This window comes from Leclercia sp. LSNIH3, from assembly GCF_002935105.1.
Classification (GTDB): Bacteria; Pseudomonadota; Gammaproteobacteria; order Enterobacterales; family Enterobacteriaceae; genus Enterobacter; species Enterobacter adecarboxylatus.
Genome location: NZ_CP026387.1, coordinates 4,245,049 through 4,262,475, shown reverse-complemented (window position 1 = coordinate 4,262,475; position 17,427 = coordinate 4,245,049). Strand labels below are relative to the sequence as shown.

The window sequence follows — 17,427 nt, the reverse complement described above, 5'->3', positions numbered from 1 at the left end:
TTATCACCACGACAGGGTCACGGTGAGTTGATCGGAATAATTTCCGGCCGGGCTGAACCCGGTCAGAAGCGCCACACCAAAGAGCGGTAGCGCAATGTTATTGCTGTTGGTGTAGGCCACAGACACCGCCTGGTTAACGCCGATCTCACTGTTGGCCGCCAGAGAGCTGCTGCTGTACAGGCGGTACGGCACCAGACTGGTCCCCCCGGACCGCTGCATATTGCGCACCGAGGTGTAGTGCTGACCGCCGTCGATACTCATGCTTAACGCCACGCCAGGCGTACAGGCGATGGAGAGTGAACCGTTCGGCACAAAGCTGGTGTTCACCGATCCCCGTTCCACCCCGCTGTGGGTGCCAAAGTTAAGGGTGCCCAGAAGGCCACCGCTGCCTGTGGCGACGGAGCAGCCGGGGGTGATCGTGGCACTCACCTGAAAGGATTGCGTCGTCACCGCCTCGCCGTTTCCTGCCACAAGCAGCAACATGCTCAGGACAAAAAAAGCGCGCAGTTTGCCCTCTCCCGTATGTCGGAGCGATTGTTTTTCCACGCTTATCTAAACGTGCTGACGCTAGTAGGTGACGCTGACGTTGATAGTGTCGGTGTAAGTGCCGGGCACCACGGTGACGCTATTGCCCCCGCCGGTGATGCGGCCGTACAGCGTATAGCTGTCAACTCCCCCGGCGGTGGAGGTCACCGGCAGTGGGGCGTTATTGGCGATGATGTTGTTAAACCCGCCGTCGCTGAACAGGCTGTAGGCGACGCCCTGGCCGGTATTGGCGGTGTTCACCAGATAGCGCGCAGGCGTACCCGGTGTACCCACTACCGTGCCGGGGGCCGTGGAGTTGGTATTGCCGGTGATCGCCACGGTGTAGCTGGCGGTGGTGCATTGAATCGTGAAGGTGTTGCCGCCGCTGGCCCCGGTAAGCTGGGTGGTCAGCGTGGAGAAGGTCGCCGGATGGGTACCGAAATCGAGCGTACCGAAGTTAATGCCATCCTGCGTCGGCGAGCCGTTAATCAGGCAACCGTTGGTCAGTGTCAGCGTCGCGCCAATGGTGCCACTGCTGGTGACGGCCTGACTGTTGCTGGCTGCCATTGCAAAAACGCTACCGGTAAACAGCATCAGGATTTTTTTGTTCATTTTCCACCCTCCAGAAAATGTCACGTAAGGTTATCATTTTTTGATAACACTCAGTCTGTTAGCACCCTTCATGCTGTTGTCCGGGTGGTTATTGTGAAATTTAGTTTAAGGTTTCGTTCTCAACCACTTTTCACCCGCTGCCCCATACCTTTGCATTATTGACACATTTTTACGAATTAAAACATAAGGATAAGAAATGACATCCGCTATGGCGTAAGCATAGCGGGAGGATATATTGCTTAAAATGTGATCTGCATCGCAATATATCGTCGGTCATTTATTAACTAATTTAATAAATATTAAAAAAATATTGAAAAGCACGCTTATTTACTTCAATTTAGGTAATGAATCATTCATCCGCTGAATAATAAAAAATGAGACAGATCAGCTGATTAATTTCCCCTTTCAGTTAATGAGGTACTTTGGTGGCAAGCGCAAACCGACTCACGATTTTTATCGTGGTCTTTATGCTGGCGGGCATTCTGTCCGGGGCAGTCATTCATGAATATGCGTCATCTGACGTGATAGCAGCCTGGTCAGACAACATCACTCTCCTGACCGATATCTTCTTACGCCTGATTAAGATGGTCATTGCGCCGCTGGTGTTCAGCACCCTGACGGTGGGGATCATGCGGCTGGGCGAGACCGCGACCATTGGCCGTGTGGGCGGTAAAGCAATGGTCTGGTTTATCAGCTCGTCGGTACTCTCCATCCTGGTCGGACTGTTTATCGTGACCTTGCTCCACCCGGGCAGTGGCCTGAATCTGGCCGTTCCGGCCGGCACGGTGGAGACCGGACTGGCGACCGGCGGAATGTCGTTGAAAGGCTTTCTTTCCCATACCATCCCTACCAGCATTGCCGGGGCAATGGCCAATAACGAGATCCTGCAGATCGTGGTGTTCTCGATGTTCTTTGGCATTGGCGGCGCATCGCTGGGGGAGAAATTTAACGCCCCGCTGGTCGCGGCGCTGGACGTGGTTTCCCACATTATGCTGAAAGTCACCGGTTACGTAATGTACGTTGCACCGCTGGCAATCTACGCCGCGATCTCCTCGGTGATCGCCACTGAGGGGCTGGGGATTTTGCTCAACTATGCCTCGTTTATTGGCGGCTACTATCTGGCGATCGTCCTCACCTGTCTGGTGCTGGTGGCGGTGGGTTATATGGTGCTAAAAAACGACATCTTCCGCCTGGTGAGCATGCTGAAAGATCCGGTGCTGGTGGCCTTTACCACCAGCAGCTCCGAAGCGGCCTACCCGAAAACGCTAGAGCAGCTGACCCGCTTTGGCTGTTCGCGCAATATCGTCTCCTTTGTGCTGCCGATTGGGTATTCGTTTAACCTCGTGGGGTCGATGGTCTACTGCTCGTTTGCCTCGATGTTTATCGCCCAGGCGTACAATATTCAGCTGTCGTTTTCGGAAATTACGGTATTGATGTTAACCCTGATGCTGGCCTCGAAAGGCATTGCCGGGGTGCCGCGCTCGGCGCTGGTGGTGCTGGCTGCCACCATCCCGAGTTTCCATATTCCGGTGGCGGGGATTTTGCTGCTGATGGGGATCGATCACTTCCTGGATATGGGACGTTCCGCGATTAACGTGCTGGGGAATGGCGTGGCGACAGCGATGCTGGCACAGAATGAGGGGCTGCTGGAGGATGAGGTTGAGCTGGTTAGCCAGGAAGGCTGATTTCTTATTGAGATGTTGTGAAATTGTTCCGTTCACTTTATGTCCAGCAGAATATGAAATGAATGGAACCTGTGAACGTGATAAGGGGGCCACCGCGGCCCCCTTATCAATCCCCGCGGCCCCGCGACGAAATCGGTGCTTCGCACTACGCTCACCTCCCGACCTGCTGCCTGCGGTCGGCTCAACTCGACATCCTGTCTCGATTCGCCTCTGGCCGCCATCCCTGGCGTCCAGCCCTTGTCATCCGGTCTCCGGTTCGCCGATTTCAGCGGGGACTCAACCCCTGTGCCACATTCAAACCGCAGAGAAGGTTGAGTGAGCGAAAGTCCGGCTGAAAATCGCTGAGGCGTTGACCGCAGGCCGGGGCGAGGCGCAGGGATGCGCCGAGAGGGCGTGACCTACAGGGATGTAGGATCACGCCCGACCCGATAGCCGAAGGGAATAAGCCGAAGGCATCGCGAAGCGGCGATTTTCTTTGCCGGGAGCCGGGATTGTTAAGGGGGCGGCGGTAGCCCCCTTAACACGTTCACCGCAGCGGGGCTTTCATAAAGCAAAAAAGCTGTAGTGAACGGAACAATTCCACTACAGCCATATGTATTAAAAGATTAGCCTGGCGGCCAGCCTCATTACGCTACGTGACTTGCCGCCACATCCAGCAGCGCCATCTCGTCGCTGTTCAGCAGCTTCTCGATGTTCACCAGAATCAGCATACGGTCACCGAGCGCGCCCAGACCGGTCAGGTATTCGGTGGACAAGGTGACAGCAAATTCCGGTGCCGGGCGGATCTGCTCGGCGGTCAGGGAGAGCACATCAGACACCCCATCAACCACAATCCCCACCACGCGCTGGCCCAGATTGAGCACGATCACCACGGTGTTGTCATCATACTCAACATCGCCCTGGCTGAACTTCACGCGCAGGTCAACGATAGGAACGATCACGCCACGCAGGTTGGTCACGCCTTTGATGAAATCTGGCGTGTTGGCGATGCGGGTCACCTGATCATAGCCACGGATTTCCTGCACTTTCAGAATATCGATACCGTATTCTTCGTCACCTAAAGTGAAAACCAGGAATTCCTGCCCTGATGGCTCGCCGGCCAGCTTGGTTACATTACTCATACCGGTCATTTTTTTACCTTCTTAACTGAATCAGGCGGCTGTGTGCGCCATACGTTGTTCACGATTTAATCCCTGAAGCGCCGAAACATCGACGATCAGCGCCACGCTACCATCACCCAGGATGGTGGCGGCTGAAATGCCAGGTATTTTACGGTAGTTGCTCTCAAGGTTCTTCACTACCACCTGATGCTGACCAATCAGTTGATCGACCAACAGGGCATAGCGGCGGCCTGCGCTTTGCAGGATCACCACAATCCCTTGCGTGGCTTCGGTTTTAGCGCCGTCCACGTCGAACACTTTCCACAGCTCCACCATCGGCAGGTATTCACCGCGCACTTCCAGTACGCGCTCACCGCCCGCCAGCGGATGCAAATCTTCTTCACGCGGCTGGAGTGATTCCATGACCGCGTTCAGCGGCAGAATAAATACTTCGTCCGCCACTTTGACCGACATACCGTCGAGGATCGCCAGCGTCAGCGGCAGCAGGATACGGATAGTGGTACCGGAACCCTGCTTCGACTTGATCTCAACGTGGCCGCCCATCTCCTGGATGTTACGTTTTACCACGTCCATGCCCACGCCACGCCCGGAGACATCCGTCACCTGCTCGGCAGTGGAGAAGCCCGGCGCAAAGATCAGCATGCCCACTTCTTCGTCGGTCATGTTTTCGTTGACCGCCATCCCCTGGGAGATGGCTTTCGCCAGGATGCGCTCACGGTTCAGGCCTGCGCCATCGTCGGTCACTTCGATACAGATGTTCCCGCCCTGGTGTTCCGCAGACAGGATCAGGTTCCCGACCGGGGATTTCCCTGCGGCCACGCGGTTTTCCGGCAGCTCGATCCCGTGGTCGAGGCTGTTTCGTACCAGGTGCGTTAAGGGGTCGATAATGCGTTCAATCAGGCTCTTATCCAGCTCGGTGGAGCTGCCCATCAGCGTCAGTTCAATTTGCTTATTGAGCTTGCCCGCCAGGTCGCGCACCAGGCGCGGGAAGCGGCTGAAGACGTACTCCATCGGCATCATACGGATGGACATCACCGATTCCTGCAGGTCACGGGCGTTGCGCTGCAGCTGGCCCATGCTGGTGATCAGATCCCCGTGGTTTACCGGATCCAGTTCGTTAGAACGCTGGGCCAGCATCGACTGGGTGATCACCAGTTCGCCGACCAGGTTAATCAGTTGATCCACCTTCTCAACGGCCACACGGATACTGGTTGATTCACTGGAGCGGGCAGCCGGTTTTTCGCGCTCGGCGCGATTTGGCGCAGCCGTTTCGCCCGGAACCGCCTTCAGCGCTGGCGCAGCAGGTGCCACTGCAGGTACGGCAGGCGCGGCTTCAACCACTTCCGCCACTTCCGCAGCCGGTGCATCCGTCACCGCTTCAAAGTCGATCTGTTCAGGTTCAATCACGAAACAGAGCACGGCGACCACGTCATCTTTGCTGATGCCGCCGTCGAGGGTAGCTGCCAGTGTGCCCTGACCTTTCACGACGTTACTCAGCGTGGCAAGATTGCTCAGTTCCTCTTCCAGCAGATTCACTTCACTCTCTTTCAGGCCAGACAGCACCACGCGCACGCGGTCGTCAGCGGCCGGTGCCGCCGCCGGAGCGGCGTCCACGACGCTCAGTTTCGCCGGGCTGACGGCAACGGCTGCCGTTTCACCTTTGGCTTCCAGCGCGAGCTGACGCAAAGCCTGGCAGATATATTCGAAGCTGGCTGCATCCGGCTCTTGCGAGCTTTTATAGGCATCGAGCTGTTCCTGCATAATATCTTTCGTTTCCAAAAACAGGTTAATAATGTCGGTATTGAGCTGCATCTCACCGCGTCGGGCCTCATCCAGCAGGTTCTCCATCAGATGGGTCGTCTCCTGCAGAATGGTAAAGCCAAACGTACCGGCGCCCCCTTTTATGGAGTGGGCAGCACGAAATATGGCGTTGAGCTGCTCTGAATCCGGTGCCTCAGGCACCAGGTCCAGCAGGTGTTGCTCCATATCCGCCAACAGTTCGTCGGCTTCATCAAAAAACGTCTGGTAAAAATCGCTAATATCCATGCTCACGCTATCACCTCGGATTGGCTGGTGGCGATGTTGGAACGGCAGCCGACGGCACAGGGCCTGGCTGTTTTAAATCATCCAGTGACTCATTCTGGCTTTCGGCGTTTTCGTGCAGGATGGCCTGCTCCGCCTGCTTGTTGAGCACTAAAAGACTAATACGACGGTTGATGGCATCATCCGGTCCGCGGTCGGTCATGCGCATGGTTGCAGCCATGCCCACCACCCGCAGCACCTTGCCATCGTCCAGCCCACCGATCACCAGCTCACGACGGGATGCGTTAGCACGATCCGCAGAAAGCTCCCAGTTGCTGTACCCTTTTTCGCCACCGGCGTAAGGGAAGTCATCGGTGTGACCGGAAAGACTGATTCGGTTGGGGATCCCGTTCAGCACCGGGGCAATCCCGCGCAGAATATCGCGCATATAGGGTTCCACGTCGGCGCTGCCGGTTTTAAACATAGGACGGTTCTGGCTGTCGATAATCTGAATGCGCAGACCCTCCTGAACAAGATCGATCTTCAGGTGTGGACGCAGGGCGCGCAGCTTCGGATCCGCTTCGATCAGCTGATCCAGATCGCCGCGCAGTTTCTTCAGGCGCGCCTGTTCCATGCGCTTTTTGAGCTCGTCAATGTTCGGCTCGCGCTTCACTTCACCCTGCTTCTGGGTGTAATCATCCCCACCGCCCGGGATCGGGCTGTCGCTGTTGGAGATTCGCGGCCCGGTCGAAACGGCGGTCGCCAGCGGAGTACGGAAATATTCAGCTATCTGAATCAGCTCTTTCGGGCTGGAGATAGAGATCAGCCACATCACCAGGAAGAATGCCATCATCGCGGTCATAAAGTCCGCATAGGCTATTTTCCAGGAGCCACCATGATGACCCCCGTGGCCTTTGTGCTTGCGCTTTTTGACTATGACGATGGGATGGGCCTGATTTTTCATGCGTCCTCAGTGCTCGTCTGCTGGTTTGGGTTCTTCACCGCGCGCACGTGCTCTTCGAGTTCGATAAACGACGGACGCTCGCTGGAGTACAGGGTCTTACGGCCAAACTCTACCGCGATTGGCGGGGCATAACCGTTCAGGTTGGAGAGCAGCGTGATTTTGACGCACTGCATCATTTTGGTGGTTTCAGCACTCTTCTGACGTAAAACGGTCGCCAGCGGAGAGATAAAACCATACGCCAGCAGGATCCCGAGGAAGGTCCCCACCATGGCGTGGGCAATCAGCGCCCCCAGCTCAGCCGCCGGACGATCCGCAGAGGCCAGCGCGTGTACTACCCCCATCACCGCCGCCACGATACCGAAAGCGGGCAAGGAGTCCCCGACCATCGCCAGGCTGTTCGCCGGGACTTCCGCTTCGTTTTCGTGGGTTTCGATCTCTTCGTCCATCAGCGCTTCGATTTCGAAGGTGTTCATGTTGCCGCTGATGATCAGACGCAGATAGTCGACGATAAATTCGAGCATCATCGAATCCGCAAGGATCCGCGGATAGCTGGCGAAGATCTCGCTCTCTTTCGGATTTTCAATATCGCGTTCCAGGGAGAACATCCCCTGTTGACGCGACTTGGCCATCAGGCGATAGAGCAGCGCCAGCAGGTCCATATACATACTTTTGGTGTATTTCGAACGACGGAACAGTAACGGCAACGCTTTTAACGTTCCCTTGATCGCCTTGCCGTTGTTGCCAACGATAAATGCACCCACCCCTGCACCGCCGATTATAACCAGCTCGGCCGGTTGATAGAGTGCCCCAAGGTGCCCGCCGGTCATCATGTAACCGCCGAAAACTGTACCGAGAACTACCAGGTAACCTAATACGATAAGCACGACATCATCCTTCCGCTAGTGACTTTAGCCAGGAGACACAGGTCGAGGGTTTACCTGACCGCGGGGCAAAAAAAAGCAGCGGTAATTGCTTACCGCTGCTGGAGTCTTGCCCGTACGTTCGGGTTAAACAGCCTGTTCGATCTGTTCATCCAGCAGTTGTGGATTACTATCGGCAACATCCCGGGAAAGTTTACGTCTTTTTACCGCGCGAGATGGTGGTTGGCACAAACTGCAGGCAAAGCTGCCGGCCGGCTGATGAGCGTGGGTGATAAAGTTACCGCCGCAGGAGTTGCAACGGGACAACTCAAGCAATCCGCTCTCAACAAAACGCACCAGCGTCCATACCCGGGTCAATGCCAGCAAAGGTCCCTCTTCAGGCTGCGGGCACTGCTCGAGATAAAGTTTGTACGCTTTAATCACTGCATCAACACCGCTGCATAAGCCGGTTTTGAGCAGGTACTGCCAGGCATTACAGAACATGGAAGCATGAATATTCTGCTCCCACGTCATAAACCAGTCAGTGGAAAACGGCAGCATGCCTTTTGGCGGCGGGCTACCGCGTAATTCTTTATACAGTTTGATAAGACGACCACGGCTCAGCTGTGTCTCGCTTTCAAGCATCTGCAAACGAGCACCAAGCGTAATCAGTTCCATGGCCAGTTGAATGTCACGCGCTTCCTGAACAATGCTCTTCTCACTCATTCAGGCTCTTTTCTTACGGGCTGCGTCATCAGGCTGACTGATGTCGTTAAGCAAACGGGTGGAAAGCAAAATACCGGTGTGAACCTGCTGCAGATCGTCCACGCGGGACTCCTGCGTCAGTTGGGTCACGGTCTGGTGATTATCGAAACGGAACTGACAGACTAACTGGTTAGTTTCAGCCAGCTTAACCATCTGCGGCAGCGTTAACGCGCCAAGTGTTGTCGCCATCTCTTCATGAATACCCAGACGAAACATCGCAGAGGCTTTGTCCTGGCTAATCAAACGTTGTGCAAGCAATAAATATGACAGGTTGATGTCATAAATGTGTTTTAGCAATTCGGATGTGTTCATTTATCCCTTCCCGAATAACACTATATTCTTGTGCGGTAGACCGCACCCCGTGATGTCGCCGGGAAAACCCCGGTAAAAAAAAAGAAGAAAAGGCTTAAACGCATAGTTGAATTAAGTTCTGTATTGAAGAATCACGTAATGAAAAACAATAATTGCTTCCTGACAGTTATCACTTTTTACAATTAACTAAGATTTTTCCTAATTCGGTGCAACTCTACCCGTCCGCTGTAGGACATACAATGTGGCCTCGCCTGAAATTTAAAATAAATGTGATCAAGATCACATAATTTAGGTGAATTTGAACCAAAAATCCATCAGTATCACTTCTAAATTGTCCATTTAATGAACAAATAACACTCAGATATATTCTGTATTGCCGAATAATCATGCACAAGTATGAACTAACCCGGCACGTTACTTGCCGGGGGTTGACAAGTTACAAATTTCAAAAACACTCAACATATCTAAGATAGAAACACCCAAATAAATCATTGAAAAACAAAGAATATTATCAAGGCCAATACGTAAGTATTTTCTTACGTTTTCGGCGGGGTAATTGTTGCGAAGGGGTAAAAACCCTTGTTTTTGAGGGGGATATATTTGTATGATTTCCGTTAAGATAGCGCTTTCACTCACCTTATGCGGGTTTAGCGCGATTCATTACATAAGAATATTTAATGAATAATTATGATAAGCATCACATGAATGTCATCTTCCCCCCTTGCGCGTGCTAAAAAATCGCGCTAATGCTGAGGAAAAGCTAATGTACAGATACGTTCGGAGGGTACCATGAGTTACTCCCATATCCTTGTTTCTGTTTCTGTTTCTCCCGAAAGCCATCAACTGGTCGCCAAAGCGGTTGCCATCGCCCGACCGACTCAGGCACGCATTACTCTCGTCACGCTGTCTGCTGACCCTGAAATGTACAATCAACTGGCTGCGCCAATGCTGGAAGATATTCGTGATGTGATTCAGGAGGAAACCCAACAATTTCTGGATGAACTTATCGCTCGGGCAGAATATCCCATCGCACAAACACTTTGCGCGTCCGGCGAATTAAGCGCGAGGATACTTGATATATGTCACAAACAGAATGTGGATCTGGTGATTTGCGGAAACCATAACCACAGTTTTTTCTCTCGGACAGCCTGTTCCGCTAAAACAATTGTTAGCAACAGTAAAGTAGATGTGCTGTTAATTTCACTCAGCGCAGCGTAATGCGCTGAGTGAAATTATATTCAGGCAAGTTTAGGGAAAGTTGCGACCTTTTTTTGCAGGTTGCTCTCCACACTGCGTGGCGTGATATGGTTCAGGTCTTCAATAAAGCGCGCCTGCCAGTGGTCAATATCGTTCTCGCGGATGACTTTCATCATATCCGCATGGCGTGAGATACGCTCCGTGAGCGGCATATTCAGCGCCCGGTGCAAGGCGTTAGCCACGTCATCCCTATCGTATGGATTGACGATCAGCGCTGAGGTCAGCTCATTAGCGGCACCGGCAAACTGCGACAGCACCAGCACGCCAGGGTCAGCCGGATCCTGTGCGGCAACGTACTCTTTCGCCACCAGGTTCATGCCGTCACGCAGCGGCGTGACCAGCCCGACATCCGCATAACGGAACACTTTCATCAGGATTTTGCGTTCAAAGTGCTGGTTGAGGTAGAACAGCGGCGTCCAACCTAACTGACCGTAACGGCCATTAATGCGCCCGGCTTCGGTTTCCAGCTGGTGACGAATATCTTGATAGGCCTGCACCTCACCACGTGAGGTTGGCGCGATCTGGGTATAGCGGATCTTACCGTGGTGCTCGGGATATTTTTCCAGCAGGGTCTCGTACGCCAGGAAGCGTTCCGGCAACCCTTTTGAATAATCGAGACGCTCTACGGAAAAGATGTTTTTTACGTTCTTCAGCTCTTCTTTAAGCTGCGCAAGCTTAGGCGGCAGCGGCCCGGATGCCTGCCCGGCAATCTCGTCCGGCTCAATACCAATCGGATAGACCTCGGTGCGGAAGCGCTTGCCCCATGCAGAGTGAGAGTCATCGTCATGGGCCGTCAGCCGCGTTTTGCTGGCCACGCTTTCAAGGAAGGCCAGACGGTCGTTTTCGGTCTGGAAGCCCAGCAGATCATAATCACAGAGATCTTCGAGCAGCTCGTCCCCTGGCGGCAGCGCGTTGAAAATTTCAGGCGTCGGGAACGGGATATGCAGGAAGAAACCGATGCGGTTGTTGACGCCGCGTTTGCGCAGCTCGCTGGCAAACGGCAACAGGTGGTAATCGTGGATCCATACGACATCGTCCTCCTGCACTAACGGCTGCAGTTTGTCGGCCAGCAGGCTGTTGACCCGCGAGTACCCTTCCCAGGCCTCACGCTTAAACTTCACCAGGTCGAGGCGATAGTGGAAGGCTGGCCAGAGTACGGCATTGGAGAACTGGCAGTAATACTCATCATAATCCTGTTCACTGAGATTAAACGAGGCCCAGGTGATGTTCCCGCGTGTCACCTTTTTTAGCGGTTTATCCTCGTTTCCAATCTCTCCACTCCAGCCAAACCAGAGTCCACCCGTATTTTTTAACGCCCCCAGCACCCCTACAGCCAGGCCACCTGCGCTGGCTTTTTTGTCGTCCGGGGGAGCGATGCGGTTAGAAACTACGATCAAGCGACCCATAAGGTTTTCTCCTGTTAATTTGCGCTATTTCTTTTTCTTGTTGATGATTAGCGGCTTTTATTACCCATTGCCAGACGTCGGATACCGTTGCCAGCCGCCAGCTGGCTTTGGTCTCACCCGCGCCGACTTTCACTGATACCCCTTTAAGCTGATTAACCACTTCAAAGCCATGCTCATCGGTCAGGTCATCGCCAAAGAACACCGGCGTTCTGCCGAGGAAAGGCGCTTCATGCATAAAGGCAGAGATAGCTTCGCCCTTGTGGATGCCCCTCGGCTTAATTTCAACAACACATTTACCCGGCTGCAGTGACAGTTGCGGATTGTCACGCACTATCTGCTCCGCCAGGTTAAGGACTTCCTGCTGATACTCGGGCGCCCGGCGATAGTGGATCGCAAAGGCCATACCTTTGGCTTCAAGTTCGGTGCCAGGCAGCCATAAAAGCGCCGTCGTCAGCTGCGCATGCAGCGTCTGGACCAGATCCGGGGGAAGGGAAACGGATTGCGAATGACCATGGATGTCGCGGCGCTCCGCTCCGTGTACACCGGCAAGCGGGAAACGGTAGGGTTCGGCGAGCTGATCCAGCTCGGCCATTGAACGCCCTGAAATCAATGCCAGTGCTCCCTGATTCATATCTGCAAGCTTCTTCAGCGCCTGTAACACCTCTGCGGGAACTTCTACCTCATCAGGATGCGGCTTGATGGTTGCCAGTGTCCCGTCGAGGTCAAAAAAGTACGCATAGTTTTCAGCAAGTAATGGCGGTGAAGTTAACGTATCGGCCACCCTGATCCTCCTTACAGTTGGCGAGATGAAAAACTGTTAACATCTCAGTAGCCATGTAAGTATAGACAGTGTGACGGCGCTCGCCATTTGACATCCCCCTTCCCGCTGCGGCTGGAAAGGGGGTGAAGGTCGCGACTACACTTAAAAGTTAAGTCGCGGAAGGCAGGAAAAACCTTAAACAGTACGCTTCGCTTTTTGTTTGTAACGGTCGAAGATCACCGCTGCAAGCAGGATCAGGCCACGTACCACATACTGCGAGAACGGCGAGATGTTCAGCAGGTTCATCGCGTTCTCAACCGTGCCCAGGATCAGGATACCTGCCACCACATATGAGATTTTTCCGATGCCGCCTTTCAGCGATACCCCACCCAAAACGCAGGCAGAGATAACAATCAGCTCATAACCGATGGAGGTCATCGGCTGGCCGCTGGTCATACGCGAGGCCAGAATAATCCCCGCCGCCGCCGACACCAGGCCAGAGAGCACGAAGATAATGATTTTGGTGCGTACCACCGGCACACCCGCCAGACGCGCTGCCTCTTCATTACCGCCAATCGCCAGCGTGTTACGGCCAAAGGTGGTTCTGTTCAGCAGGAAGCCAAAAATAATCAGACAGCCCACCGTCAGCCAGATAGGTGCTGGCAGACCGAGCCAGTTTGCATAGCCGAGGGTGAAGAAGCGCTCGTCTTCAATCCCTACCGCTTTACCGTCAGAGATGATATAGGCCAGCCCGCGTACAATCTGCATGGTGGCGAGGGTGGTGATCAGGGCGTTGATTTTCAGCCGCGCAATCACGAAGCCGTTGACCAGCCCGCTCAGCACACCGAGCAGCAACCCGGCCGCCACGCCAATCCACAGGCTTTCGGTCATATTAATGACCACCGCCGTGGTGACCCCGGCACAGGCGATGACCGAGGCCACCGACAGGTCGAAGTCGCCGGACGCCAGACAGAACAGCATCCCGCAGGCGACCATCCCGGACATCGAGATAGCCAGGCCCAGCCCCTTCATATTAATGAAGGTGGCAAAGTTAGGTACAAAGATGGCGCAGCCGAGGAACAGCACGGCGAAGACCACCAGCATGCCGTATTGATCCCAGATCCGCCCAAAGCTGAAGGCCGTTTTCGGCGCTCTGGTTGTAGTGACAGAGGACATCTTATTCTCCTTGCTCAGGCGACAGCCTGGCTGACTTTAGGCATGGCGAGGCTTAACGCCTGTTGTTCATTCGCCTGTTCATGAAGCAATTCACCGGCAATGGCTCCTTCACGCATCACCACGATGCGGTCGGCCACACCCAGCACTTCCGGCAGATCGCTGGAGGCGAAGAGCACCGCCACGCCACGTTTTGCCAGTGCGTAAATCACGTTATAAATTTCGTGCTTTGCCCCCACGTCGATACCGCGGGTCGGTTCATCCAGCAGGATCACCTTCATCTCTTCCGACAGCCAGCGACCCAGGATTGCCTTCTGCTGGTTCCCGCCGGAGAGGTTCATGATCAGCTGCTCAGCGCCCGGCGTTTTGATGTTGAGCGAACGAATGTGGTGATCGGCATTGTTGACCTCCCACGTATCGTTAATCAGACACCCCGCACGGATGGTCTTGCGCCGCGCCGAGATATTGATGTTGTCCCGCACCGAGTGCACCGGGATGATCCCTTCGGCTTTACGGTCTTCCGGGCAGAGCATCATCCCCGCGCGAATGGCGTGCGCCGGTTTTTGAATATTGACCGGTTGCCCGTCGATAAACACCTGGCCGCCGGTAATGCGGGTGCCGCCAAACAGCCCTTTCATCAGCTCGCTGCGCCCTGCCCCCACCAGCCCGAACAGACCGACGATTTCACCGCTGCGCACGGTAAGGCTGATAGGCGTGCGTACGCCAGGGGCTTTCACCTCTTCCAGACGCAGCAGCTCGCCACCATACTGACGCGGTTCCCAGTGGTAGATATCGCCCAGCTCGCGGCCTACCATCGCCTGCACCAGCTGGTCGTGGTTGACCTGCTGCATATCGGTGAAGGTGCGAACATAACGGCCATCTTTAAATACGGTAATGGCATCGCTGAGGGCGAAGATCTCTTCCATACGGTGTGACACATACAGAATGATGCGCCCCTCTTTACGCAGCTCGCGGATCACCCGGAACAGGTTTTCGATTTCGCGCGCCGACAGCGAGCTGGTTGGTTCATCAAAGGCAATGACTTTGGCATTACGCGCCAGCGCTTTGGCAATCTCTACCATCTGCCACTGGCCGATGGAGAGGTATTTCAGCGGGGTCTGCGGGTCAATATCCAGCCCGAGATGTTTCAGCTGCAGACCGGCTTCATAGTTGAGCAGCGAACGGTTCACAAACCCGCCCTTATGCGGAAGCTGCCCAAGATAGATGTTTTCCGCCACCGTCATCTCCGGGACCAGGTGCAGTTCCTGGTAGATGATGGCGACGCCCGCGTTCAGCGCGGCGGTGGTGTCGGCAAACGCGACTTCCCGGCCCTGTAGCGCCAGGGTGCCCGTCGTGGGGGCATAGTTACCGCTGAGGATCTTCAGCAGCGTGGATTTTCCGGCGCCGTTCTCCCCCATCAGGGCATGAACCTGACCCGGGTAGCAGTCAAAGCTGATGTCGGTCAGCGCGTTGACACCGGGAAAGGTTTTGCCGATGCCGCGAAATGAGAGATACGGTTCAGACTGTTGCATAACGTCTCCGAGGATCGAGTAGTGAACGTCTGGCCCCCCGCGACTGCCGGGGGGCGCAATCACAGTAAATTACTTACCGCCCAGTCCTTTTTTCTCCAGCTCAGCTTTGAAGTTGTCGCGGGTGATCAGCACCACGTCGGTCACTTCAGTGAATTTCGCTGGCTCTTCGCCTTTGGTCACCCAGTTGTAGAGCATTTCGCTGGATTTGTAGCCGTGTACGTCCGGGCTTGGCAGCAGGGAGCCGTAGAAGCCGGTCGCCTGTGCTTTAGAGAGTTCGCTCACCGCGTCCACGCCGTTGATGCCGATACCGATCACGTCTGCCGCTTTAAAGCCCTGGCCTTCGGTGGCGCGCACGCCGCCGAGCACGGTGTTGTCGTTCATCCCGACCACCAGCCAGTGTTTCACTTCAGAGTGCTGAACCAGCATGGAGTTGGCCGCATCGAAGGCACCCGGGATGTCGTTAGATTTGGTTGGCACTTTGTAGATCTGTTTTTCCGGGAAGCCGGCCGCTTTCAGGGCATCCATCGAGCCGGAGGTACGACGGCGCGCGGTATCGAGCTCATCAGCAGTAATGGCCATCACGGCGGTGTCTTTCACATCCCAGCCGCGTTTTTGCATCTCTTTGTACAGCTCCTGACCCTGGCGCTCACCGATTTTGGTCGCGGCCATCATCACCAGCGGCACGGTATCCATTGGCTTGCCTTTGGCGTTAACGAACTGATCGTCCACCGCGATGACTTTCATGTCATAACCACGCGCTTTCGCCACGATGGCGGAGCCGAGCTTCGGATCGGGCGTACAGATAACAAACCCTTTCGCGCCGCTGGCCGCCAGGCTGTCGATAGCGTTAAGCGTTTTTTCACCGTCCGGCACGGCAATTTTGATCACTTCGAAGCCCAAATCTTTCCCGGCTTTGTCAGCGAATTTCCACTCCGTCTGGAACCACGGCTCTTCCGGCTGTTTCACCAGAAAACCGAGCTTTAAGTTCTCAGCCATAGCGGATTGTGACATAACGGCAGCCAGACCGATGGCCGCCAGCGCTTTAGTAAATTTGTGCATGGTTAACTCCAGCTTTAGCGTTCTAATTTGTAGGGGAAACAACATCTCAATTCTATTTAATCGGACTTAAAACAAGGCATTAGCGCCAACCGTGTTTAAAGCGCATTTGCTTGAGATAGTTTTAGCGGGAAATTAATCATCCATAAGAGAGCGCCATCACACCGCAGAATTACAGTAATTGCGTACATACATTCAGCGAAAAATGACATAAATAGAGCGGGATTTGTCAGACAATTAGAAAGAGGGAAAGCAGATTAGTCCATAAGATCAGCTAAGATATCCTTGTGAGCCGGGCGCAGGCGCGCCCGACCATATTACCAGGGATAGTAGATGTGTTCGGCGTGGTCGCGAACCGGTGCGTCATCGCCCAACAGCCGCGCCGAGAGGGTCAGCGCAAAGTCGAAGGCATGGCCCAGACCTTTGCCGCTGATGAGGTTGCCATCTTCCACCACCGGGGCATCGACATACACGCCATCCTGGATCGGCTGCCAAAGATCGCCCGAACAGACGTAGCGACGGCCTTTGAGTAAGCCGTTCCCGCCCAGCACGCGCGCAGCGGCAGAACAGATGGGCGCGATGATCTTGCCCGCTTCGTCATGCGCGGCGACAAAACGCAGCACTTCCGCGCTGGCCGCCAGGTTGACGCTGCCCTGCGGGCCGCCCGGTAATACCACGGCGTCGTAGTACGTCTCGATTTTGTCGCTCAGGGTATGGTCTGCGACCATCGGGATATTGTGGTAGCTCACCACCGCACGCGAATCGGCGCAGGCCAGGGTTTCGACATGAATATTGAGACGGCGCAGGATATCGATAGTGATGATCGCTTCTGCCTCTTCAAATCCGGGTGCCAACAGCACCGCCACGTTTGCCATAAAGAACTCCATGAGATAAAAGATAAAACAATGTTTCATTTTCACAGAGTGGAGGACGGCAAACTCCCTGCGGGATCACAAATCGCACTATTTTGGGCAAAAATGATCCGGCGCAAGTTTCGTCGGGTGTAAAAATTGATTAATTATAAGAATTATCTTTATTCCATCTGGCAGGAATAATTATCCATTATCTTGCTATGCGCATATATCATCGCAACGCTAAAAAACATGAAATACTCCCCTTCATCAAAACGCTTTAATTTTATACAAAAACATGTATAACATAGGGTTAGCTATTGCTTACCTTCGCTTCGGTCACGCCAGATGCTTCATTTCTTTTACTTTCTCGTGGTGAGTAAGCTTTAGTAAGAATATATTCATAAGGATTTTCTTATAAACAGTTCGCTGTTATTATTATTTTTACCCGATGCCTGCAATGAATATGGGCTCACAAACAGGGAAAACAGAATGCTTTTATTCTGTAGTGAACTATCGTTAATGA

16 protein-coding genes are annotated in these 17,427 nt (G+C 54.2%); 2 read left to right on the top strand and 14 right to left on the bottom strand.

The genetic code is table 11. The features are described from left to right. Positions 1–3 precede the first annotated feature (3 nt). Together C3F35_RS20640 and C3F35_RS20635 are read right to left on the bottom strand one after the other, a co-directional pair. Entirely contained in the window at positions 4–483 is a 480-nt protein-coding gene (locus C3F35_RS20640; protein ID WP_077227036.1) for a Csu type fimbrial protein, read from the bottom strand. An 84-nt stretch (positions 484–567) separates the two neighbouring features. Further along, positions 568–1,119 (bottom strand): spore coat protein U domain-containing protein, encoded by a 552-nt coding sequence (locus C3F35_RS20635; protein WP_279867483.1) that lies wholly within the window; start codon positions 1,117–1,119, stop codon positions 568–570. A gap of 443 nt (positions 1,120–1,562) precedes the next feature. Between C3F35_RS20635 and C3F35_RS20630 the strand changes: the two genes are divergently transcribed. Continuing rightward, the gene (locus C3F35_RS20630) at positions 1,563–2,822 is read left to right on the top strand and encodes a dicarboxylate/amino acid:cation symporter (protein WP_032611987.1); all 1,260 of its coding nucleotides are present in this window, start codon (positions 1,563–1,565) and stop codon (positions 2,820–2,822) included. A gap of 626 nt (positions 2,823–3,448) precedes the next feature. Here the strand turns inward: C3F35_RS20630 and cheW are convergent. The 6 genes from cheW to flhD all read right to left on the bottom strand — a co-directional run bounded on the left by cheW (position 3,449) and on the right by flhD (position 8,866). After that, positions 3,449–3,952 carry a chemotaxis protein CheW gene (cheW, locus tag C3F35_RS20625; protein ID WP_032611989.1) on the bottom strand — a complete coding sequence of 168 codons (504 nt, stop codon included), beginning with the start codon at positions 3,950–3,952 and terminating at the stop codon, positions 3,449–3,451. Between the two features lie 21 nt (positions 3,953–3,973). Next, entirely contained in the window at positions 3,974–5,995 is a 2,022-nt protein-coding gene (gene cheA / locus C3F35_RS20620) for a chemotaxis protein CheA (protein ID WP_032611991.1), read from the bottom strand. Between the two features lie 4 nt (positions 5,996–5,999). Beyond that, on the bottom strand, positions 6,000–6,929 hold the full coding sequence (gene motB / locus C3F35_RS20615) for a flagellar motor protein MotB (protein ID WP_032611993.1): 930 nt from the start codon (positions 6,927–6,929) through the stop codon (positions 6,000–6,002). Then, complete coding sequence (motA, locus tag C3F35_RS20610) at positions 6,926–7,813, bottom strand: flagellar motor stator protein MotA (protein ID WP_032611994.1); 888 nt, start codon at positions 7,811–7,813, stop codon at positions 6,926–6,928. The genes motB and motA overlap by 4 nt, the downstream gene beginning before the upstream one ends. A 123-nt stretch (positions 7,814–7,936) precedes the next feature. Continuing rightward, complete coding sequence (gene flhC, locus C3F35_RS20605; RefSeq protein WP_103792084.1) at positions 7,937–8,515, bottom strand: flagellar transcriptional regulator FlhC; 579 nt, start codon at positions 8,513–8,515, stop codon at positions 7,937–7,939. Then, on the bottom strand, positions 8,516–8,866 hold the full coding sequence (gene flhD, locus C3F35_RS20600; protein ID WP_032611998.1) for a flagellar transcriptional regulator FlhD: 351 nt from the start codon (positions 8,864–8,866) through the stop codon (positions 8,516–8,518). It lies immediately after the preceding gene. Positions 8,867–9,655: 789 nt separating this feature from the next. On the opposite strand from flhD, the gene uspC reads away from it, so the two are divergent. Continuing rightward, positions 9,656–10,084, top strand: coding sequence for a universal stress protein UspC (gene uspC, locus C3F35_RS20595; protein WP_059307626.1), 429 nt, complete (start codon positions 9,656–9,658; stop codon positions 10,082–10,084). Between the two features lie 20 nt (positions 10,085–10,104). Here uspC and otsA read toward each other — a convergent pair whose 3' ends face one another. The 6 genes from otsA to C3F35_RS20560 form a co-directional block, all read right to left on the bottom strand. Then, on the bottom strand, positions 10,105–11,529 hold the full coding sequence (gene otsA, locus C3F35_RS20590) for an alpha,alpha-trehalose-phosphate synthase (RefSeq protein WP_077227035.1): 1,425 nt from the start codon (positions 11,527–11,529) through the stop codon (positions 10,105–10,107). After that, the gene (otsB, locus tag C3F35_RS20585; RefSeq protein WP_032612005.1) at positions 11,504–12,310 is read right to left on the bottom strand and encodes a trehalose-phosphatase; all 807 of its coding nucleotides are present in this window, start codon (positions 12,308–12,310) and stop codon (positions 11,504–11,506) included. The genes otsA and otsB overlap by 26 nt, the downstream gene beginning before the upstream one ends. A gap of 174 nt (positions 12,311–12,484) precedes the next feature. Continuing rightward, positions 12,485–13,465: an L-arabinose ABC transporter permease AraH gene (gene araH / locus C3F35_RS20580; protein WP_032612007.1), complete on the bottom strand. Its 981-nt coding sequence runs from the start codon at positions 13,463–13,465 to the stop codon at positions 12,485–12,487. A 14-nt stretch (positions 13,466–13,479) separates the two neighbouring features. Beyond that, entirely contained in the window at positions 13,480–14,994 is a 1,515-nt protein-coding gene (gene araG, locus C3F35_RS20575) for an L-arabinose ABC transporter ATP-binding protein AraG (RefSeq protein ID WP_103792085.1), read from the bottom strand. 69 nt (positions 14,995–15,063) lie between these two features. Beyond that, on the bottom strand, positions 15,064–16,053 hold the full coding sequence (araF, locus tag C3F35_RS20570; protein WP_032612011.1) for an arabinose ABC transporter substrate-binding protein AraF: 990 nt from the start codon (positions 16,051–16,053) through the stop codon (positions 15,064–15,066). A gap of 314 nt (positions 16,054–16,367) precedes the next feature. Continuing rightward, a complete protein-coding gene (locus C3F35_RS20560) occupies positions 16,368–16,925 on the bottom strand; it encodes a DJ-1 family glyoxalase III (RefSeq protein WP_032612014.1) in 558 nt (185 codons plus the stop codon). Positions 16,926–17,427: the final 502 nt, after the last annotated feature.